This window comes from Helicobacter pylori (assembly GCF_011140715.1).
GTDB lineage: Bacteria > Campylobacterota > Campylobacteria > Campylobacterales > Helicobacteraceae > Helicobacter > Helicobacter pylori_DA.
This window is the reverse complement of sequence record NZ_SFZZ01000036.1, coordinates 1-21,583: the sequence shown is the minus strand read 5'-3', so window position 1 is coordinate 21,583 and position 21,583 is coordinate 1. Positions and strand designations below refer to the sequence as shown.

At 41.4% G+C, this 21,583-nt stretch carries 15 protein-coding genes and 5 tRNA genes; 18 read left to right on the top strand and 2 right to left on the bottom strand.

All coding sequences use genetic code 11. From position 1 onward, the window contains the following. The first annotated feature begins 52 nt into the window (after nt 1–52). The gene (locus EWZ81_RS03510) at nt 53–721 is read left to right on the top strand and encodes an HAD family hydrolase (RefSeq protein WP_165549028.1); all 669 of its coding nucleotides are present in this window, start codon (nt 53–55) and stop codon (nt 719–721) included. 8 nt (nt 722–729) lie between these two features. Here EWZ81_RS03510 and EWZ81_RS03505 read toward each other — a convergent pair whose 3' ends face one another. Continuing rightward, on the bottom strand, nt 730–2,466 hold the full coding sequence (locus tag EWZ81_RS03505; protein ID WP_165549027.1) for an ABC transporter ATP-binding protein/permease: 1,737 nt from the start codon (nt 2,464–2,466) through the stop codon (nt 730–732). Nucleotides 2,467–2,658: 192 nt separating this feature from the next. On the opposite strand from EWZ81_RS03505, the gene EWZ81_RS03500 reads away from it, so the two are divergent. The 17 genes from EWZ81_RS03500 to fusA all read left to right on the top strand — a co-directional run bounded on the left by EWZ81_RS03500 (nt 2,659) and on the right by fusA (nt 19,738). Continuing rightward, nucleotides 2,659–2,734: transfer RNA gene (locus tag EWZ81_RS03500), tRNA-Thr, on the top strand. Nucleotides 2,735–2,761: 27 nt separating this feature from the next. Beyond that, nucleotides 2,762–2,846: transfer RNA gene (locus EWZ81_RS03495), tRNA-Tyr, on the top strand. Between the two features lie 15 nt (nt 2,847–2,861). After that, nucleotides 2,862–2,938: transfer RNA gene (locus tag EWZ81_RS03490), tRNA-Gly, on the top strand. A gap of 30 nt (nt 2,939–2,968) precedes the next feature. After that, nucleotides 2,969–3,043: transfer RNA gene (locus tag EWZ81_RS03485), tRNA-Thr, on the top strand. A 126-nt stretch (nt 3,044–3,169) separates the two neighbouring features. Beyond that, nucleotides 3,170–4,369 carry an elongation factor Tu gene (gene tuf, locus EWZ81_RS03480; protein ID WP_001040578.1) on the top strand — a complete coding sequence of 400 codons (1,200 nt, stop codon included), beginning with the start codon at nt 3,170–3,172 and terminating at the stop codon, nt 4,367–4,369. A 33-nt stretch (nt 4,370–4,402) separates the two neighbouring features. Next, entirely contained in the window at nt 4,403–4,561 is a 159-nt protein-coding gene (rpmG, locus tag EWZ81_RS03475) for a 50S ribosomal protein L33 (protein ID WP_000865159.1), read from the top strand. 39 nt (nt 4,562–4,600) lie between these two features. Next, nucleotides 4,601–4,676, top strand: a tRNA-Trp gene (locus tag EWZ81_RS03470). A 141-nt stretch (nt 4,677–4,817) separates the two neighbouring features. After that, nucleotides 4,818–4,997, top strand: a complete 180-nt coding sequence (gene secE, locus EWZ81_RS03465; protein WP_000362122.1) for a preprotein translocase subunit SecE — start codon at nt 4,818–4,820, stop codon at nt 4,995–4,997. Nucleotides 4,998–5,027: 30 nt separating this feature from the next. Next, entirely contained in the window at nt 5,028–5,555 is a 528-nt protein-coding gene (gene nusG / locus EWZ81_RS03460) for a transcription termination/antitermination protein NusG (protein WP_162969268.1), read from the top strand. 17 nt (nt 5,556–5,572) lie between these two features. Then, nucleotides 5,573–5,998, top strand: coding sequence for a 50S ribosomal protein L11 (rplK, locus tag EWZ81_RS03455; RefSeq protein WP_001085997.1), 426 nt, complete (start codon nt 5,573–5,575; stop codon nt 5,996–5,998). Nucleotides 5,999–6,042: 44 nt separating this feature from the next. Further along, nucleotides 6,043–6,747 carry a 50S ribosomal protein L1 gene (rplA, locus tag EWZ81_RS03450; RefSeq protein WP_001085846.1) on the top strand — a complete coding sequence of 235 codons (705 nt, stop codon included), beginning with the start codon at nt 6,043–6,045 and terminating at the stop codon, nt 6,745–6,747. A gap of 108 nt (nt 6,748–6,855) precedes the next feature. Then, nucleotides 6,856–7,350: a 50S ribosomal protein L10 gene (gene rplJ, locus EWZ81_RS03445; RefSeq protein ID WP_001171718.1), complete on the top strand. Its 495-nt coding sequence runs from the start codon at nt 6,856–6,858 to the stop codon at nt 7,348–7,350. Between the two features lie 45 nt (nt 7,351–7,395). Further along, entirely contained in the window at nt 7,396–7,773 is a 378-nt protein-coding gene (rplL, locus tag EWZ81_RS03440; RefSeq protein WP_001018228.1) for a 50S ribosomal protein L7/L12, read from the top strand. A gap of 223 nt (nt 7,774–7,996) precedes the next feature. Then, complete coding sequence (locus tag EWZ81_RS03435) at nt 7,997–16,669, top strand: DNA-directed RNA polymerase subunit beta/beta' (protein ID WP_165549026.1); 8,673 nt, start codon at nt 7,997–7,999, stop codon at nt 16,667–16,669. Between the two features lie 88 nt (nt 16,670–16,757). After that, on the top strand, nt 16,758–17,165 hold the full coding sequence (gene rpsL / locus EWZ81_RS03430; protein WP_001142321.1) for a 30S ribosomal protein S12: 408 nt from the start codon (nt 16,758–16,760) through the stop codon (nt 17,163–17,165). A gap of 15 nt (nt 17,166–17,180) precedes the next feature. Further along, nucleotides 17,181–17,648 carry a 30S ribosomal protein S7 gene (gene rpsG / locus EWZ81_RS03425; protein ID WP_001254365.1) on the top strand — a complete coding sequence of 156 codons (468 nt, stop codon included), beginning with the start codon at nt 17,181–17,183 and terminating at the stop codon, nt 17,646–17,648. Nucleotides 17,649–17,659: 11 nt separating this feature from the next. Continuing rightward, nucleotides 17,660–19,738, top strand: coding sequence for an elongation factor G (gene fusA / locus EWZ81_RS03420; RefSeq protein WP_015643837.1), 2,079 nt, complete (start codon nt 17,660–17,662; stop codon nt 19,736–19,738). A gap of 516 nt (nt 19,739–20,254) precedes the next feature. Here the strand turns inward: fusA and EWZ81_RS03415 are convergent. Then, entirely contained in the window at nt 20,255–21,244 is a 990-nt protein-coding gene (locus EWZ81_RS03415; RefSeq protein WP_165549025.1) for an aldo/keto reductase, read from the bottom strand. Nucleotides 21,245–21,583 lie beyond the last annotated feature (339 nt).

The window sequence follows — 21,583 nt, the reverse complement described above, 5'->3', positions numbered from 1 at the left end:
GCTTAAATAAGGTAAAATGAAACCAAAATAAGCCTATAAAAAAGGGGAAATCATGGCACTTGAAGTGGTTTTATGGGATTTTGATGGCGTGATTTTTGACAGCATGCATTTAAAATATGAAGGGTTTAAGGCGTTGTTTCAAAAGCATGGCAACGATAGTAAAGAGAGTTTGAAACAATTTGAAGTTTATCATTATCAAAGTGGGGGGATTTCAAGGAATGAAAAAATCCAATATTTTTATAATGAGATTTTAAAAACTCCTATCGCTCAAGAAGAAGTGGATGCATTAGCCCTAGAGTTTGGCGCTATCATAGAACAAAAGCTTTTTGATAGGGGGCATTTGAATAGCGAAGTGATGGCGTTTATTGATAAGCATTATCAAAATTACATTTTCCATATCGCTTCAGCGGTCTTGCATAGCGAATTGCAAGTGTTGTGCGAGTTTTTAGGGATTACTAAGTATTTTAAGAGCGTTGAAGGGAGTCCTCCCAATAAACCTAAAATCATTGCTAATATCATTCAAAAATATGCCTATAACCCAAGCCGCATGCTAATGATAGGCGATAGCGTCAATGACTATGAAAGCGCTAAGGCTAATGAAGTGGCGTTTTTGGGTTACAACAGCAAGGTTTTGAAAAATTTAGTGGGGCAAGATGGCTATCAAGGGAAGTATTTGGAGGGCTTTAAGGGGTTTGATTTGCAAAACTTTATAAAAGAGTGAAGCCAACTTTAGACAAGATTGTCTTTGTGTTGGCTCATATCAATGATGACTTCACAGCGTTCGATCGTGCTTAAGCGGTGGGCGATAACGATTAGGGTTTTATTTTTAGCGATTTGATAGATTTCATCCATGATTTTACTCTCGGTTTCATTGTCTAGGGCTGAAGTGGCTTCATCTAAAACCAAAATTTCAGGGTTATCGTATAAGGCTCTTGCAATGCCTATGCGCTGTTTTTGACCGCCGCTAAGCTTAGCGCCCCCTTCGCCCACTTGGGTTTTAAGGCCCTCATGCTCGCATAAAAAATCATAAATATGAGCCATTTTACACACCTTAATCAAGCGTTTTTCATCTATAGCGCTCCCAAAAGCGATATTATCCCCCACAGTGCCATCAAAAAGGTAAATATTTTGGGGGATATAGCCTATTTTTTTACGCCATGAGCGCCTGTTTTCGTTGGTTAAAAGGGTGTTATCAATAAAAATTTCCCCGCTTTTAGGGTAAGTAAGCCCCATAATAATATCCGCCAGCGTGGATTTTCCGCACCCGCTATGGCCTATGAGAGCGATTTTCTGGCCTTTTTGAATGGTGAGATTAAAATTCTTTAAAACCGGGTGTTTTGACTTATAAGCGAATGAGATGTTTTGGAGAGTGATTTTTTTATTAAAGTCTAAAGGGACTAAATCCTCTTCAACGATGGTTTTAGTAAGGCTTTTAAAAACAATGTTAGTCGCAAGCTGGTTGTAAGCGATTTCATTGTATTGATTCAAAACGCCAGTAACAGAAGGGAGCGTGCGATAAAGCGCTAAAGCATACATAGAAATGGTAGGAAGCACCATTTTAGCTTCGCCGTATTTGAATAAAATGTAAGCGACCGCTAAAATCAACAAACTAAAACCCACCGTTTCTAATGAATACCTGGGGACTACTTGTAAAGTGGCGTAAATGATCTCGGTGTCATGGGCTTTACGGCTATTTTCTCCAAAAAGCTTGTGGGCTTCTTCGTGGTTGTCTTTGAGTTTAGTGATTTTGAAATTGCTGAAAAATTTGGAAAAAACTTTAAGCGTTTGCGCCCTAGATTTTGCCGCTATCTCGCCCTTTTTTTGGATAAGAACGGTGATTTTTTTAGTGATGATAAAAATTTGTATAGAGATGATTAGAGTGAATACAAGCGTTAACTTCCAGTTAGTGATTAATAGCGTGGAATAGAAAAAAACGATCACGGTTAATTCGGTGAGTAGATTCAAAAAAGCGTTAAAGCTCATAAACATGCCATCCGCTTTATTATTGATAATATCTCTTAAAGAATCCAAGTTGTGGTTAAGGTGGGAGAGGTAGTTGCTTTTAATGTGCTGTAAAAAAAGTTGTTGCTTGATTTGATAAGCTTTTTTATTGGAAAAACGCCCTTTCAAATAAGTGAAAGACACCCCATAAAACATCCTGAACAAATAAATCCCTACTAAGCAAAAACTAAAGAAATACATAAGACGAACGGGAGATGAAAAATGGAAAAAATCATAAACCATTTTCCAATCTTTATCGTCTAAAGCCCTATTAGGATCGGAAGCGAGAGTGATAAAAGGCATTAGGAGAGTTAGAGACATCACTTCCACAAAGGAAGAAAAAACAGCCATCAACACAAGCAAGAAAAAAACCATTTTTTCCTTGAAAGTGATGAGCATGTAGATTTGCTTTAAAGAGCGCAAAAAGTATTTTAAAGTAGAAATTTTATGTTTTTTTTTCGCCATAATTTAAGTGTCCATAAATTCTTTTATATATTAATGAGCTTTGAGCTGTGTTAAGCCAAATTGAGCTAGATTATAGCTAAAATTTTAACCATGCTCTGTGCCATACGAATAATTCAGCTTTCTGTCATCATTTCTTGACAAGTTAAGCGTAAAACTGCTATAATCCCAAGTCTTTAATTTGTTTAATTTGTTGCTGGCTTAGCTCAGTTGGTAGAGCAGCTGCCTTGTAAGCAGCAGGTCGGGGGTTCAAGTCCCTTAGCCAGCTCCAGTTGAAATGTTATTTTGCAAAGTTTTTGGTGAGATACTCAAGTGGCCAACGAGGGCAGACTGTAAATCTGCTGACTATGTCTTCCGTGGTTCGAATCCACGTCTCACCACCATTTTGTTTTATAGATGCGGGAATAGCTCAGTTGGCTAGAGCATCAGCCTTCCAAGCTGAGGGTCGCGGGTTCGAGTCCCGTTTCCCGCTCCATTTTTAGGATAACATTTTAGTTTTTGAGACGCCTATATAGCTCAGAGGCAGAGCACTTCCTTGGTAAGGAAGAGGTCGGCGGTTCAATTCCGCTTATAGGCTCCAGTTTATAATCTCTTGAATGGCGATAAGACAGAAATGTCTTAAATTTTGTGGTAGCATTTAGGAATACTTAGGATTTTGTTTAGTATAATTCTAAAATCCATTTCAAAAAATTAAGGAGAAATACAAATGGCAAAAGAAAAGTTTAATAGAACTAAGCCGCATGTTAATATTGGAACCATTGGGCATGTAGACCATGGTAAAACGACTTTGAGTGCAGCGATTTCAGCGGTGCTTTCTTTGAAAGGTCTTGCAGAAATGAAAGACTATGATAATATTGATAACGCCCCTGAAGAAAAAGAAAGAGGGATCACTATCGCTACTTCTCACATTGAATATGAGACTGAAAACAGACACTATGCGCATGTGGATTGCCCAGGACACGCTGACTATGTAAAAAACATGATCACCGGTGCGGCGCAAATGGACGGAGCGATTTTGGTTGTTTCTGCAGCTGATGGTCCTATGCCTCAAACCAGGGAGCATATCTTATTGTCTCGTCAAGTAGGCGTGCCTCACATCGTTGTTTTCTTAAACAAACAAGACATGGTAGATGACCAAGAATTGTTAGAGTTGGTAGAAATGGAAGTGCGCGAATTGTTGAGCGCGTATGAATTTCCTGGCGATGACACTCCTATCGTAGCGGGTTCAGCTTTAAGAGCTTTAGAAGAAGCAAAAGCTGGCAATGTGGGTGAATGGGGCGAAAAAGTGCTTAAGCTCATGGCTGAAGTGGATGCTTATATCCCTACTCCAGAAAGAGACACTGAAAAAACTTTCTTGATGCCGGTTGAAGATGTGTTCTCTATTGCGGGTAGAGGAACTGTGGTTACAGGCAGGATTGAAAGAGGTGTGGTGAAAGTGGGCGATGAAGTGGAAATCGTTGGTATCAGAGCTACACAAAAAACGACTGTAACCGGTGTGGAAATGTTTAGAAAAGAGTTAGAAAAAGGTGAAGCCGGCGATAATGTGGGCGTGCTTTTGAGAGGAACTAAAAAAGAAGAAGTAGAGCGCGGTATGGTTCTATGCAAACCAGGTTCTATCACTCCGCACAAGAAATTTGAGGGAGAAATTTATGTCCTTTCTAAAGAAGAAGGCGGGAGACACACTCCATTCTTCACCAACTACCGCCCGCAATTCTATGTGCGCACGACTGATGTGACTGGCTCTATCACCCTTCCTGAAGGCGTAGAAATGGTTATGCCTGGCGATAATGTGAAAATCACTGTAGAATTGATTAGCCCTGTTGCGTTAGAGTTGGGAACTAAATTTGCGATTCGTGAAGGCGGTAGGACCGTTGGTGCTGGTGTTGTGAGCAATATTATTGAATAATATTAGCAAAAAGAGTTACCATAAAGGGTCATTATGAAAGTTAAAATAGGGTTGAAGTGTTCTGATTGTGAAGACATCAATTACAGCACAACCAAGAACGCTAAAACTAACACTGAAAAACTGGAGCTTAAGAAGTTCTGCCCAAGAGAAAACAAACACACTCTTCATAAAGAAATCAAATTGAAGAGCTAGTTCTTTCTTTTGTGTTGTGATTGAAAAGGAGGGGAGGTTAGGTCAGTAGCTCCAATGGTAGAGCGTCGGTCTCCAAAACCGGTTGTTGGGGGTTCGAGTCCCTCCTGGCCTGCCATCTACTAATTTATTCTATCAAATTTTTGTTTCAATTGGATTGTTTTTAATTTTTTAATTTTAGTTTAAGCTATTTTGGATAAAATTGAAAATTCTTTTAATGTATAAATGTATGAAGTTTAAGTGAGGGCGAAAAGAAACTATGGATAAATGGCTCATGCAATATAAATTAGCTAGAGAAGAGCTTTCTAAAGTGATATTTCCTATTAAGGAGCAGATACGCAACGCGCTTGTTTCTGTTTTGGTGGTGGTGAGTGCTATCACGCTGTTTTTAGCTTTGTTGGATTTTTTTCTGGGGGCTTTTGTCTCTAGTGTTCTATAGGTTGGTGGCTTTAAATTAAGGAGAATAATGATGGATTGGTATGCTATACAAACTTATTCAGGGAGCGAGCAGTCCGTTAAGAAAGCGATTGAGAATCTAGCGAATGACCATAGTATAAGAGATAGGATACAAGAGATCATTGTGCCTACTGAAGATATTATAGAGGTTTCTAAAAAAAGCAAGACGAAAGTAACGGAACGAAGCCTTTATCCTGGATATGTTTTTATTAAGGTGGATTTAGATACGGTTTTGTGGCATAAGATACAATCTTTGCCAAGAGTGAGCCGTTTTATTGGAGAAAATAAAAAGCCAACCCCATTGAGTGAAGCGGATATTGGGCATATTTTAGAAAAAATGAATAACCGAGCAGCCCCCAAGCCTAAAATCTTTTTTGAGCAAGGCGAAGTGGTGCGCGTGGTGGAAGGCCCTTTTGCGAACTTTACCGCTACGGTGGAAGAGTATGATGTGGAACACCGCAAGCTCAAGCTCAATGTTTCTATTTTTGGTAGGAACACTCCAATAGAGATTTTGCATTCGCAAGTGGAAAAAATTATATAACTTTTTAAGGAGAAAACATGGCTAAAAAAGTAGTCGGAGAAATCAAACTTCAAATCCCTGCCGGTAAGGCAAACCCTTCACCTCCCGTAGGGCCAGCGTTGGGTCAAAGAGGGGTTAATATCATGGAATTTTGTAAGGCTTTTAACGAGAGAACTAAAGACATGGGGAGTTTTAATATCCCGGTCATTATCACGGTTTATCAAGATAAGAGTTTCACCTTTATCACTAAAAAGCCTCCGGTAACCGATTTGATCAAAAAAGCTTCTGGGGTTGAAAAAGGTTCTGACAACCCGCTTAAAAATAAGATCGCAAAGCTCACCCACAAGCAAGTGGAAGAGATTGCGCAATTGAAAATGGAAGATTTAAACACAAGCACCATGGAAGCGGCCAAAAAAATCGTTATGGGCAGCGCTAGGAGCATGGGCGTAGAAGTTGTGGATTGATTGGGTTTTGTTGGAATTGAAAGAAATTTTTAAGGATTAGAATCGTGGCAAAAAAAGTATTTAAAAGATTGGAAAAACTTTTTTCTAAAATTCAAAACGATAAAGCGTATGGCGTAGAGCAAGGCGTAGAGGTGGTTAAATCCCTCGCTTCAGCCAAATTTGATGAAACCGTGGAAGTAGCGTTAAGACTAGGGGTTGATCCAAGGCATGCGGATCAAATGGTGCGCGGTGCGGTGGTGCTTCCTCATGGAACAGGGAAAAAAGTGAGAGTGGCTGTTTTTGCAAAAGACATTAAACAAGATGAAGCCAAGAACGCTGGGGCTGATGTCGTTGGCGGAGACGATTTGGCTGAAGAAATCAAAAATGGTCGCATTGATTTTGACATGGTGATTGCAACGCCTGATATGATGGCGGTTGTCGGTAAAGTGGGTAGGATTTTAGGCCCTAAAGGTTTGATGCCAAACCCCAAAACCGGAACCGTTACGATGGATATTGCTAAAGCGGTTACTAACGCTAAAAGCGGTCAAGTGAATTTTAGGGTGGATAAAAAGGGTAATGTTCATGCCCCTATTGGCAAGGCGAGTTTTCCTGAAGAAAAAATCAAAGAAAACATGCTTGAGTTGGTTAAAACGATCAACCGCCTAAAACCCAGTAGTGCGAAAGGCAAGTATATTAGAAACGCCGCTCTTTCGCTCACCATGTCGCCTTCAGTGAATTTGGACGCGCAGGAATTGATGGACATTAAATAGCGTTAGGAGTTTTTAATCTTAGGCTGAAGATCGTAAGAGCTAAAAAGCTTAAAATTTCTTTTTTAAAAAGATAATCTTGCAGAGGTCTAGTCTAGAAAGGAGGAAAAGATGCAAAAACAACATCAAAGGCAGCATAAAGTAGAGCTAGTCGCTAACTTAAAATCGCAATTTGCAGATGCCAAAGCCCTTTTAATTTGCGATTATAAGGGTCTTAGCGTGAAAAAGTTGGAAGCTTTAAGGAATAAGGCTCGCAATCAAGGCATTAAAGTGCAAGTGATTAAGAACACTCTCGCTCATATTGCCATGAAAGAGGCTGGCTATTCTGATTTGGATTTGAAAGAAACCAATGTGTTTTTGTGGGGCGGTGATCAAATCGCTCTCTCTAAACTCGTGTTTGATTTCCAAAAAGAGCATAAAGATCACTTTGTGTTGAAAGCGGGCTTGTTTGATAAAGAAAGTGTTAGCGTAGCTCATGTGGAAGCGGTTTCAAAACTCCCAAGCAAAGAAGAGCTTATGGGAATGTTGCTTTCTGTTTGGACGGCTCCGGCGCGTTATTTTGTGACCGGTTTAGACAATTTGCGTAAAGCGAAAGAAGAAAACTAAGAGCCTATGATGGCTTTAATTTAAAAAAATTTGAAGGATTGGATTATGGCAATTTCAAAAGAAGAAGTGTTAGAGTATATTGGTTCATTGAGCGTTTTAGAGCTTTCTGAATTGGTTAAAATGTTTGAGGAAAAATTTGGCGTGAGCGCGACTCCAACGGTCGTAGCGGGTGCGGCTGTAGCTGGCGGTGCAGCGGCTGAGAGCGAAGAAAAAACCGAATTTAATGTGATTTTGGCTGATAGTGGTGCTGAAAAAATCAAGGTGATTAAAGTGGTTCGTGAAATCACCGGACTTGGCCTGAAAGAAGCCAAAGACGCTACCGAAAAAACCCCTCATGTGCTTAAAGAAGGCGTGAATAAAGAAGAAGCTGAAACCATCAAGAAGAAACTTGAAGAAGTAGGTGCTAAGGTTGAAGTCAAGTAAGACTTAAAAACAGAAAGGCCTTTGCGCCTTTCTCTGCTCTAGCGTGGCAGATGATTTTGCTCCATGATTTTGTTTGTGAGCGTGTGGCCTAAAGTGGTTAGTATTGCAGGTGGGTTTTTGGTATTTTTATCATGGGTGGTTCTGAAGTTTAAAGATCCTTTTGCAATGCTTACTTGAATTAATGCATTAAATAACTCAAAATTTTTGATCAAAGGCTTGAAATATGTCAAAAAAAATTCCCCTAAAAAACCGCTTGAGAGCTGATTTTACAAAAACCCCGACAGATTTAGAAGTTCCTAATTTATTATTATTGCAACGAGACAGCTATGATTCTTTCTTGTATTCTAAAGAGGGTAAAGAGAGTGGGATTGAAAAGGTTTTTAAATCCATTTTCCCTATCCAAGATGAGCATAACCGCATCACTTTAGAATACGCGGGTTGCGAATTTGGCAAGTCTAAATACACTGTTAGAGAAGCGATGGAGAGAGGCATTACCTACTCTATCCCCCTCAAAATTAAAGTACGCTTAATCTTGTGGGAAAAAGATACCAAAAGTGGCGAAAAGAACGGCATTAAGGATATTAAAGAACAAAGCATTTTCATTCGTGAGATCCCTTTGATGACAGAACGCACTTCATTTATCATTAATGGGGTGGAGCGCGTGGTCGTCAATCAACTCCACAGAAGCCCCGGTGTGATTTTCAAAGAAGAAGAGTCCAGCACTTCTTTAAACAAGCTCATTTACACAGGGCAAATCATTCCTGATAGGGGTTCGTGGTTGTATTTTGAATACGATTCTAAAGATGTTTTGTACGCTCGTATCAACAAACGCCGTAAAGTGCCTGTTACCATTTTATTCAGGGCGATGGATTATCAAAAACAAGACATTATCAAAATGTTCTACCCGCTTGTGAAAGTGCGTTATGAAAACGATAAATATTTGATCCCGTTTGCTTCATTAGACGCCAATCAAAGAATGGAATTTGACTTGAAAGATCCGCAAGGCAAGATCATTCTTTTAGCGGGTAAAAAGCTCACTTCAAGGAAAATTAAAGAGCTTAAAGACAACCATTTAGAATGGGTGGAATACCCTATGGATATTTTACTCAATCGTCATTTAGCTGAGCCTGTTATGGTAGGGAAAGAAGTTTTATTGGACATGCTCACTCAGCTAGATAAAAACAGATTGGAAAAAATCCACGATTTAGGCGTGCAAGAATTTGTGATCATTAACGATCTAGCGTTAGGGCATGACGCTTCCATTATCCATTCTTTCTCAGCCGATCATGAGTCTTTGAAATTGCTCAAGCAAACTGAAAAGATTGATGATGAAAACGCTCTAGCGGCGATTCGTATCCATAAGGTTATGAAACCAGGCGATCCTGTTACGACTGAAGTGGCTAAGCAATTTGTCAAGAAACTTTTCTTTGACCCTGAACGCTATGATTTGACCATGGTAGGGCGCATGAAAATGAATCACAAGTTAGGCTTGCATGTGCCTGATTACATCACGACTTTAACGCATGAAGATATTATCACCACCGTTAAATACCTCATGAAGATCAAAAACAATCAGGGCAAGATTGATGACAGGGATCACTTAGGCAATCGTAGGATCAGAGCCGTTGGGGAATTACTAGCCAATGAATTGCATTCAGGCTTAGTGAAAATGCAAAAGACCATTAAAGACAAACTCACCACCATGAGCGGGGCTTTTGATTCGCTCATGCCCCATGACTTGGTTAATTCTAAAATGATCACCAGCACCATCATGGAATTTTTCATGGGCGGTCAGCTCTCGCAATTTATGGATCAAACTAACCCCTTGAGTGAAGTTACACACAAGCGCCGCCTTTCAGCACTCGGTGAAGGGGGATTGGTGAAAGACAGGGTAGGGTTTGAAGCTAGGGATGTGCACCCCACGCATTATGGTCGAATTTGCCCCATTGAAACCCCAGAAGGTCAAAATATCGGTTTAATCAACACCCTTTCCACTTTCACAAGAGTGAATGATTTAGGCTTTATTGAAGCCCCTTATAAAAAGGTTGTGGATGGCAAGGTGTTAGGCGAGACGATTTATTTGACCGCTATTCAAGAAGACAACCACATCATCGCTCCCGCAAGCACCCCCATTGATGAAGAGGGTAATATTTTGGGCGATTTGATTGAAACGCGCGTGGAAGGCGAGATCGTTTTAAACGAAAAAAGCAAAGTAACCTTAATGGATTTAAGCTCTAGCATGCTAGTAGGGGTCGCCGCATCGCTCATTCCTTTCTTAGAGCATGATGACGCTAACCGTGCTCTAATGGGGACTAACATGCAGCGCCAAGCGGTGCCCTTATTAAGAAGCGACGCTCCCATTGTAGGCACAGGGATTGAAAAAATTATCGCTAGGGATTCTTGGGGAGCGATCAAAGCCAATCGCGCAGGCGTTGTAGAAAAAATTGATTCTAAAAATATTTATATTTTAGGCGAAGGCAAAGAAGAGGCCTATATTGATGCGTATTCTTTGCAAAAAAACTTGCGCACCAACCAAAACACCAGTTTCAATCAAGTCCCTATCGTTAAAGTGGGCGATAAAGTGAAAGCCGGGCAAATCATCGCTGATGGCCCTAGCATGGATAGAGGCGAGTTAGCGTTAGGGAAAAATGTGCGCGTGGCGTTCATGCCTTGGAATGGCTATAACTTTGAAGACGCTATCGTGGTGAGTGAGCGCATCACTAAAGACGATATTTTCACTTCCACCCACATTTATGAAAAAGAAGTGGATGCCAGAGAGCTTAAGCATGGCGTGGAAGAATTTACCGCTGATATTCCTGATGTGAAAGAAGAAGCGCTCGCTCATCTTGATGAAAGCGGGATCGTTAAAGTCGGCACTTATGTGAGTGCTGGCATGATTTTAGTGGGCAAGACTTCTCCTAAAGGCGAGATTAAAAGCACGCCTGAAGAAAGGCTCTTAAGGGCTATTTTTGGGGATAAAGCCGGGCATGTGGTCAATAAGAGTTTGTATTGCCCCCCCAGTTTGGAAGGCACGGTGATTGATGTGAAGGTCTTCACTAAAAAAGGCTATGAGAAAGACGCGCGGGTTTTGAGCGCGTATGAAGAAGAAAAAGCCAAGCTTGATATGGAGCATTTTGATCGCTTGACCATGCTCAATAGAGAAGAATTGTTGCGCGTTAGCTCGCTCCTTTCTCAAGCGATTTTAGAAGAGCCTTTCAGCCATAATGGTAAGGATTATAAAGAAGGCGATCAAATCCCTAAAGAAGAAATCGCTTCAATCAACCGCTTCACTTTGGCTAGTTTAGTCAAAAAGTATTCTAAAGAAGTGCAAAACCACTATGAAATCACTAAAAACAATTTCTTAGAGCAAAAGAAAGTTTTGGGTGAAGAGCATGAAGAAAAGCTCTCTATTTTAGAAAAAGATGATATTTTGCCTAATGGCGTGATCAAAAAAGTCAAGCTCTATATCGCTACAAAACGAAAGCTTAAAGTGGGCGATAAAATGGCAGGAAGGCATGGGAATAAAGGGATTGTGTCTAATATCGTGCCGGTTGCGGATATGCCTTATACCGCTGATGGCGAGCCTGTAGATATTGTCTTAAACCCTTTAGGCGTGCCAAGCCGCATGAATATCGGGCAGATTTTAGAAATGCATTTAGGCTTAGTGGGGAAAGAGTTTGGGAAACAAATCGCTCGCATGTTAGAGGATAAAACCAAAGATTTTGCCAAAGAATTGCGCGCTAAAATGCTAGAAATCGCTAACGCTATCAATGAAAAAGACCCCTTGACAATCCATGTCCTTGAAAATTGCTCTGATGAAGAGCTTTTGGAATACGCAAAAGATTGGAGCAAGGGCGTTAAGATGGCTATCCCTGTGTTTGAAGGCATCTCGCAAGAAAAATTTTATAAGCTGTTTGAATTAGCCAAGATCGCTATGGATGGCAAAATGGATCTGTATGACGGGCGCACAGGCGAAAAAATGAGAGAGCGCGTGAATGTGGGCTATATGTATATGATCAAACTCCACCACTTAGTGGATGAAAAAGTCCATGCTAGAAGCACAGGCCCTTATAGCCTAGTAACGCACCAACCTGTGGGGGGTAAAGCGCTCTTTGGGGGTCAAAGGTTTGGGGAAATGGAAGTATGGGCACTAGAAGCTTATGGTGCAGCGCACACTCTAAAAGAAATGCTTACCATTAAATCCGATGATATTAGAGGCAGAGAGAACGCTTATAGGGCTATCGCTAAAGGTGAGCAAGTGGGCGAGAGTGAAATCCCTGAGACTTTCTATGTCTTGACTAAAGAATTGCAATCGCTCGCTTTGGATATCAATATTTTTGGGGACGATGTGGATGAAGACGGAGCGCCTAAACCCATTGTCATTAAAGAAGATGACAGGCCTAAAGACTTTAGCTCTTTCCAGCTCACTCTAGCCAGCCCTGAAAAAATCCATTCTTGGAGTTATGGGGAAGTTAAAAAGCCAGAAACGATCAATTATCGCACTCTAAAACCTGAACGGGACGGCTTGTTTTGCATGAAAATCTTTGGCCCTACTAAAGATTATGAATGCTTGTGCGGTAAATACAAAAAGCCTCGCTTCAAAGACATTGGCACATGCGAAAAATGCGGCGTGGCGATTACGCACTCCAAAGTCAGGCGTTTTAGAATGGGGCATATTGAATTAGCCACTCCTGTAGCACACATCTGGTATGTCAATTCCTTACCTAGCCGTATCGGCACGCTTTTAGGCGTTAAGATGAAAGACTTAGAGCGTGTGTTGTATTATGAAGCTTATATCGTTAAAGAGCCAGGCGAAGCCACTTATGACAATGAAGGCACTAAGCTTGTGATGAAATACGATATTTTGAATGAAGAGCAGTATCAAAATATCTCACGAAGATACGAAGACAGGGGCTTTGTAGCGCAAATGGGCGGCGAAGCGATCAAGGATTTGCTAGAAGAAATTGATTTGATCACCTTATTGCAGAGTTTGAAAGAAGAAGTGAAAGACACTAATTCTGATGCGAAAAAGAAAAAACTCATTAAGCGTTTGAAAGTGGTAGAAAGCTTTTTAAATTCTGGTAACAGGCCTGAATGGATGATGCTCACGGTGTTACCGGTATTGCCACCGGATTTAAGGCCTTTAGTCGCGCTAGATGGCGGGAAGTTTGCGGTCAGCGATGTGAATGAATTGTATCGTCGTGTCATCAATCGTAACCAACGCTTGAAACGCCTAATGGAGCTTGGGGCGCCAGAAATCATTGTGCGTAATGAAAAAAGGATGTTGCAAGAAGCCGTGGATGTGCTTTTTGATAACGGCCGCAGCACCAATGCGGTTAAAGGGGCTAACAAGCGCCCTTTAAAATCGCTCAGTGAAATCATTAAAGGCAAGCAAGGGCGTTTCAGGCAAAACCTTTTAGGCAAGCGCGTGGATTTTTCAGGCAGAAGCGTGATTGTGGTTGGGCCAAACCTCAAAATGGATGAGTGCGGATTGCCTAAAAACATGGCGTTAGAACTCTTCAAACCGCATTTATTATCCAAGCTTGAAGAGAGAGGCTATGCCACCACGCTCAAACAAGCTAAACGCATGATTGAGCAAAAAAGCAATGAAGTGTGGGAGTGCTTGCAAGAAATCACAGAGGGGTATCCGGTGCTACTCAACCGCGCTCCTACCTTGCACAAACAATCCATTCAAGCGTTCCATCCAAAGCTGATTGACGGCAAAGCGATCCAGTTGCACCCGTTAGTGTGTTCAGCGTTCAACGCCGATTTTGACGGGGATCAAATGGCAGTGCATGTGCCTTTAAGCCAGGAAGCGATCGCTGAATGCAAGGTGCTTATGCTAAGCTCTATGAATATCCTTTTACCCGCTAGCGGTAAAGCCGTAGCCATTCCTAGCCAGGATATGGTTTTAGGGCTTTATTATCTTTCTTTAGAAAAGAGCGGGGTCAAGGGCGAGCATAAGCTTTTTTCTAGCGTGAATGAAATCATCACCGCTATTGACACGAAAGAATTAGACATCCACGCAAAGATTAGGGTTTTAGATCAAGGGAATATTATCGCTACGAGCGCGGGGCGCATGATCATCAAGTCCATTTTGCCTGATTTTATCCCTACGGATTTGTGGAACAGACCCATGAAGAAAAAAGATATTGGCGTGCTTGTGGATTATGTGCATAAAGTCGGCGGTATTGGCATTACCGCAACCTTTTTGGATAATTTAAAAACGCTTGGCTTTAGGTATGCGACTAAGGCTGGTATTTCTATCTCTATGGAGGATATTATCACGCCAAAAGACAAGCAAAAAATGGTGGAAAAAGCCAAAGTAGAGGTTAAAAAAATCCAACAACAATACGATCAAGGGTTGCTTACTGACCAAGAGCGTTACAATAAAATCATTGACACTTGGACTGAAGTCAATGACAAAATGAGTAAAGAAATGATGACCGCTATCGCAAAAGATAAAGAGGGCTTTAACTCTATTTATATGATGGCTGATAGCGGCGCAAGGGGTAGCGCGGCGCAAATCCGTCAGCTTTCAGCGATGAGAGGTCTTATGACAAAGCCGGACGGCAGCATCATTGAAACGCCCATTATTTCTAACTTTAAAGAGGGGTTGAATGTCTTAGAATACTTTAACTCCACGCATGGCGCTAGAAAGGGCTTAGCGGATACGGCGCTAAAAACCGCCAATGCGGGGTATTTGACAAGAAAGCTCATTGATGTTTCGCAAAATGTCAAGGTGGTGTCTGATGATTGCGGCACGCATGAAGGGATTGAAATCACGGATATTGCGGTGGGGAGTGAGCTGATTGAACCTTTAGAAGAGCGTATTTTTGGGCGCGTTTTATTAGAAGATGTGATCGATCCCATTACCAATGAAATCTTGCTTTATGCGGACACTTTGATTGATGAAGAGGGCGCTAAAAAGGTGGTTGAAGCTGGGATTAAATCCATTACGATCCGCACCCCAGTAACTTGTAAAGCGCCAAAGGGCGTGTGCGCGAAATGCTATGGCTTGAATTTAGGCGAAGGCAAGATGAGCTATCCGGGTGAGGCGGTAGGCGTGGTAGCCGCGCAATCTATCGGGGAGCCTGGAACGCAGCTCACTTTAAGGACTTTCCATGTGGGCGGGACAGCGAGCAGGAGTCAGGATGAGCGTGAAATCGTGGCGAGCAAAGAAGGTTTTGTGCGTTTTTACAACCTTAGGACTTACACGAATAAAGAGGGTAAAAACATTATCGCTAACCGCCGTAACGCTTCTATTTTAGTGGTAGAGCCTAAGATTAAAGCGCCTTTTGATGGGGAATTACGCATTGAAACGGTCTATGAAGAAGTCGTTGTGAGCGTGAAAAATGGCGATCAAGAAGCTAAATTTGTTTTAAGAAGAAGCGATATTGTCAAGCCAAGCGAATTAGCCGGCGTTGGCGGTAAGATTGAGGGGAAAGTGTATTTGCCTTATGCTAGCGGGCATAAGGTGCATAAGGGAGGAAGTATCGCTGATATTATCCAAGAGGGCTGGAATGTGCCTAATCGCATCCCTTATGCGAGCGAATTGCTAGTCAAGGATAATGACCCTATCGCACAAGATGTGTATGCAAAAGAAAAAGGCGTGATCAAATATTATGTTTTAGAGGCTAACCATTTAGAGCGCACCCATGGGATCAAAAAGGGCGATATTGTGAGTGAAAAAGGCTTGTTTGCGGTGGTAGCTGATGATAATGGTAGGGAAGCCGCTCGCCATTATATCGCTAGGGGTTCTGAGATCTTAATTGATGATAATAGTGAAGTAGGTGCTAATAGCGTGATCTCTAAACCCACGACTAACACTTTCAAAACGATTGCCACATGGGATCCTTACAACACCCCTATCATTGCGGACTTTAAAGGTAGGGTGAGTTTTGTGGATATTATCGCAGGGGTTACGGTCGCTGAAAAAGAAGACGAAAATACCGGTACCACAAGCTTAGTGGTGAATGATTACATTCCAAGCGGATACAAACCAAGCTTGTTTTTAGAGGGGGCTAATGGCGAAGAGGTGCGTTATTTCTTAGAGCCAAAAACTTCTATCGCTATTAGCGATGGCTCTAGCGTGGAGCAGGCTGAAGTGTTAGCGAAAATCCCTAAAGCGACCGTTAAATCCAGGGATATTACCGGGGGTCTCCCAAGGGTTTCGGAACTCTTTGAAGCGAGAAAACCCAAGCCTAAAGATGTGGCGATCCTTTCTGAAGTTGATGGGATTGTGAGTTTTGGCAAACCCATTCGCAATAAAGAACACATCATCGTAACCTCTAAAGATGGCCGTTCCATGGATTATTTTGTGGATAAGGGCAAGCAAATTTTAGTGCATGCTGATGAATTTGTGCATGCGGGAGAAGCGATGACGGATGGTGTGGTTTCAAGCCATGATATTTTAAGGATCAGCGGCGAAAAAGAGCTTTATAAATACATTGTGAGCGAAGTCCAGCAAGTGTATCGCAGGCAGGGGGTAAGCATTGCGGACAAGCACATTGAAATCATTGTTTCTCAAATGCTAAGGCAAGTGCGTATTTTAGACAGCGGGGATAGCAAGTTTATTGAAGGGGATTTGGTCAGTAAAAAACTCTTCAAAGAAGAAAACGCTCGTGTGATCGCTTTAAAAGGCGAGCCAGCGATTGCTGAACCGGTGCTTTTAGGGATCACCAGAGCGGCTATTGGGAGCGATAGCATCATCTCAGCGGCCTCTTTCCAAGAAACGACTAAAGTTTTAACAGAAGCCAGTATCGCTATGAAAAAAGACTTTTTAGAAGACTTGAAAGAGAATGTGGTGTTGGGGAGGATGATCCCTGTGGGAACGGGCATGTATAAGAATAAAAAAATCGTGCTAAGAACGCTTGAGGATAACTCTAAATTTTGATATAAAAAATCGGTTAAGATTTTTAAAAGAAAAATTAGGGTAAAATGGGGGAACTTTTAGTTTTAAATTTTTAGAATAAGGAAGAATAGTGCCTACTATCAATCAGTTGATTAGAAAAGAAAGGAAAAAGGTGGTTAAAAAAACCAAGTCACCTGCATTAGTGGAATGCCCTCAAAGGAGAGGGGTTTGTACTAGGGTTTATACGACTACCCCTAAAAAGCCTAACTCGGCTTTAAGAAAGGTCGCCAAAGTTCGTTTGACCAGTAAATTTGAAGTGATCAGTTACATCCCTGGTGAAGGGCATAACTTGCAAGAGCACTCCATTGTGTTAGTGCGTGGGGGTAGGGTTAAGGATTTACCCGGTGTGAAATACCACATTGTTCGTGGCGCTTTAGACACTGCAGGGGTCAATAAAAGAACGGTTTCACGCTCTAAATATGGGACTAAAAAAGCTAAAGCAACCGACAAGAAAGCAACCGACAACAAGAAAAAATAAGAGGAAAACAAAAACATGAGAAGAAGAAAAGCACCCGTTAGGGAGGTTTTGGGCGATCCTGTTTATGGGAACAAAGTGGTTACTAAGTTTATCAATAAGATGATGTATGACGGCAAGAAAAGCGTAGCGGAAAAAATCATCTACAAAGCTTTTAATAAGATTGAAGAAAAAAGCGGTGAAAAAGGGATTGAAGTGTTTGAAAAAGCCCTAGAAAGAGTGCGCCCTTTAGTGGAAGTGCGCAGCAGAAGAGTGGGTGGGGCTACCTATCAAGTGCCCGTAGAAGTGAGAGCGAGCCGCCAGCAGTCGCTATCTATCCGTTGGATTTTAGAAGCGACTAGAAAACGCAATGAAAGAATGATGGTGGATAGATTGGCTAACGAGCTTATGGATGCGGCTAGCGATAAGGGTGCGGCTTTTAAGAAAAAAGAAGATGTGCATAAAATGGCAGAAGCGAATAAAGCGTTCGCGCACTATCGCTGGTAATTGGAGTTAGAATGGCTAGAAAAACCCCATTAAATAGGATTAGGAATATCGGTATCGCCGCTCACATTGATGCCGGGAAAACCACCACTTCTGAAAGGATTTTATTCTATACAGGCGTGAGTCATAAGATTGGCGAAGTGCATGACGGCGCGGCGACAATGGATTGGATGGAGCAAGAAAAAGAAAGAGGGATCACGATCACTTCTGCGGCAACGACTTGCTTTTGGAAGGATCACCAAATCAATTTGATTGACACTCCAGGGCATGTGGATTTCACTATTGAAGTGGAACGATCCATGCGCGTGCTAGATGGTGCGGTTTCGGTGTTTTGCTCGGTTGGGGGCGTGCAGCCTCAAAGCGAGACCGTGTGGCGTCAAGCGAATAAATACGGCGTGCCTAGGATTGTTTTTGTCAATAAAATGGATAGGATTGGGGCGAATTTCTATAATGTAGAAAACCAGATCAAGCAACGCTTGAAAGCTAATCCTGTGCCTATTAATATCCCTATTGGGGCTGAAGACACTTTCATTGGCGTGATTGATTTAGTCCAAATGAAAGCGATTGTTTGGAATAATGAAACCATGGGAGCCAAATACGATGTGGAAGAAATCCCTAGCGATTTGTTAGAAAAGGCTAAACAATACCGAGAAAAGCTTGTAGAAGCCGTAGCCGAGCAAGATGAAGCCTTGATGGAAAAGTATTTAGGCGGTGAAGAATTGAGTATTGAAGAAATCAAAAAAGGCATTAAAACGGGTTGTTTGAACATGAGCCTTGTCCCTATGCTTTGTGGTTCTTCTTTTAAAAATAAAGGCGTGCAGACTTTATTAGACGCAGTCATTGATTACTTGCCAGCGCCTACGGAGGTTGTGGATATTAAGGGGATTGATCCAAAAACTGAAGAAGAGGTTTTTGTGAAATCCAGCGATGATGGCGAGTTTGCCGGTTTGGCGTTTAAAATCATGACGGATCCTTTTGTGGGCCAACTCACTTTTGTGCGCGTGTATCGTGGCAAGCTAGAGTCCGGTAGCTATGTGTATAACTCCACCAAAGACAAAAAAGAGCGCGTGGGAAGACTCCTTAAAATGCACTCCAACAAGAGAGAAGACATTAAAGAAGTTTATGCGGGCGAGATTTGCGCGTTTGTGGGTTTAAAAGACACGCTGACTGGGGACACGCTTTGCGATGAAAAGAACGCCGTCGTTTTAGAAAGGATGGAATTTCCTGAGCCAGTCATTCACATCGCTGTGGAGCCTAAAACGAAAGCAGACCAAGAAAAAATGGGCGTAGCGTTAGGCAAGCTTGCTGAAGAAGATCCAAGCTTTAGGGTGATGACTCAAGAAGAAACCGGGCAAACCCTCATTGGTGGCATGGGTGAGTTGCACCTAGAAATCATCGTGGATAGGTTGAAGAGAGAATTTAAGGTGGAAGCTGAAATCGGTCAGCCGCAAGTCGCCTTTAGAGAGACTATCCGCTCAAGCGTGAGTAAAGAGCATAAATACGCTAAGCAAAGCGGTGGTCGTGGGCAATACGGGCATGTGTTTATCAAGCTTGAGCCTAAAGAGCCTGGCAGTGGGTATGAATTTGTGAATGAAATTTCTGGGGGCGTGATCCCTAAAGAATATATCCCTGCGGTGGATAAGGGTATCCAAGAAGCGATGCAAAATGGCGTTTTGGCAGGTTATCCAGTGGTGGATTTTAAAGTTACCCTTTATGATGGGAGTTACCATGATGTGGATTCTTCAGAAATGGCGTTTAAAATCGCTGGCTCTATGGCGTTTAAAGAAGCGAGTCGCGCGGCTAACCCGGTTTTACTAGAGCCTATGATGAAAGTGGAAGTGGAAGTCCCTGAAGAATACATGGGTGATGTGATTGGCGATTTGAATAGAAGAAGAGGGCAAATCAATTCTATGGATGACCGATTAGGCTTGAAAATCGTGAATGCTTTTGTGCCGTTGGTGGAAATGTTTGGTTATTCTACGGATTTACGATCAGCCACTCAAGGGCGTGGGACTTACTCCATGGAGTTTGATCATTATGGCGAAGTGCCTAGCAATATCGCTAAGGAAATTGTAGAAAAGCGTAAGGGCTGATTTGATTATAACGCTCTCTTATTTTAGGGGGTGTTATAGGCACTATTTAAACTTTTTCTCTTTTGGGTTTAAAAAGACTTCTTGAGTGTTTTTATCTCTTTTAATGACCTTTTTTAGTTTGCTATAAAATTATTTTTTGACTCTATTCTTGTCAAATAGGAGTAATTAAAACTTTTTAATTTTTTTAAAAATGGGGTTTTGGTTGCTTCGTTTAATCGTTTTAGATTTTATTTCATGGTGGAATTCGTTTTCTTAAGGGGTTAGGGGGTGTTTTGTAGCAATGCTCTTTAAAAATCCCCTAATTCATAGACCGCCTTACAAGAAATTCCGCTTGACTAACGACAAGCTCTTTTGTATTCAATCTTAAAAAACGCTTTTTGGTATTTTTCAAATTTTTATAATCAATTTTTTATTAAAACAAAGCCTTGTTAAAACGCCTTAAAAAGTTTGTTAGGGGGATAAAAACACACTGACCTCTTTTAAAAGAGCCAATGCAATTATAAATACCCAATACTTTTATCGATTCACCATTTCATTGATTCTTTCAGGGTAGCGGGCCCCTTCTATTTTGATTGCAGTCAATTCTTTTTGGAAAATCTCCAATTCTTTTTGACTCCAAGAAACCTGCAAAGCCCCTATATTTTCTATGAGCCTGGATTCTTTGGTGGTGCCAAAGAGAGGGACAATGATTTTTTGCGTGTGTAAAATCCATGAGAGAGCCAGTTGGGCTGGTGTAACGCCTTTAGCGTGTGCATGATCTTGGATTAATTCCACCAAGACGTAATTTTTGGCTAGATTTTCTTGATTAAACCTAGGAGAAACGCTTCTAAAATCCTCACTAGCGAAGGTGGCATTTTTTTCAAATTTCGCGCCTAAAAACCCCTTACCCAAAGGCGAAAAAGCGACAAAGCCAATTTTTTCTTTTTCTAAAAAACCTAAAATCTCTTTTTCAGGTTCGCGCCACCACAAGGAATATTCGCTCTGCAACGCACTTAAAGGGTAAATTTGATGGGCTTTTTGGATGCTAGATAACTCTGCCTCACTCATCCCCCAAGCTTTAATTTTTCCTTCTTTAATAAGAGCTTGCATAACTTCTGCCACTTCTTCTATGGGCGTGTTAGTATCCATGCGGTGTTGGTAGTATAAATCAATGCATTCTACTTTTAAGCGTTTCAAACTCCCTTCAATGGCACTCTTAATGCGGCTAGGACTAGAGTCTAAAAACATGGTTGCGTATTTGTCATTAGGATCTGCGTAGTAAATCCCAAACTTGCTCGCTACCACAACCTTGTCTTTAAAAGGCTTGATCGCTTCGCCTAAAAGCTTTTCATTATCTTCCCCATAAGCCTCTGCAGTGTCAAAAAAGTTAATACCCAATTCCAAAGCCTTATGGATAAGTTTAACCATCTGCTTTTTATCATGGACTTCCCCATACCCATAAGTCATGCCCATGCACCCTAGAGCTAATGCACCCACTTTTAAAGGGCCTAAATGACGCTGTTGCATACAAACTCCTTGATTTCATATTGTTTTTTAGCATAACCGTATCTTAATTTTTGTCAAACTTTCTAAAACCAAAGATAATTTATCAAGTTTTTTGTATTGTAGTTTTTTTTAAGGTAGCAAAACCACCAAACCAATCAAAAATTTGATTGGTTTCTATTCGTTTACTTTTGAGAAATATAATTCTCTCGCTTTTAAGATCATCACAAGGAGTTTCGTATGAAAAAGCAAATCTTGGCAAGTGTTTTATTATCAGTTTTGGCAGTGAGTTCTGCATACGCTCACAAAGATAAAAAAGACGCCAAAAAACCTGAGTTAAGCTCTCAATTAGTGGCTCACAAA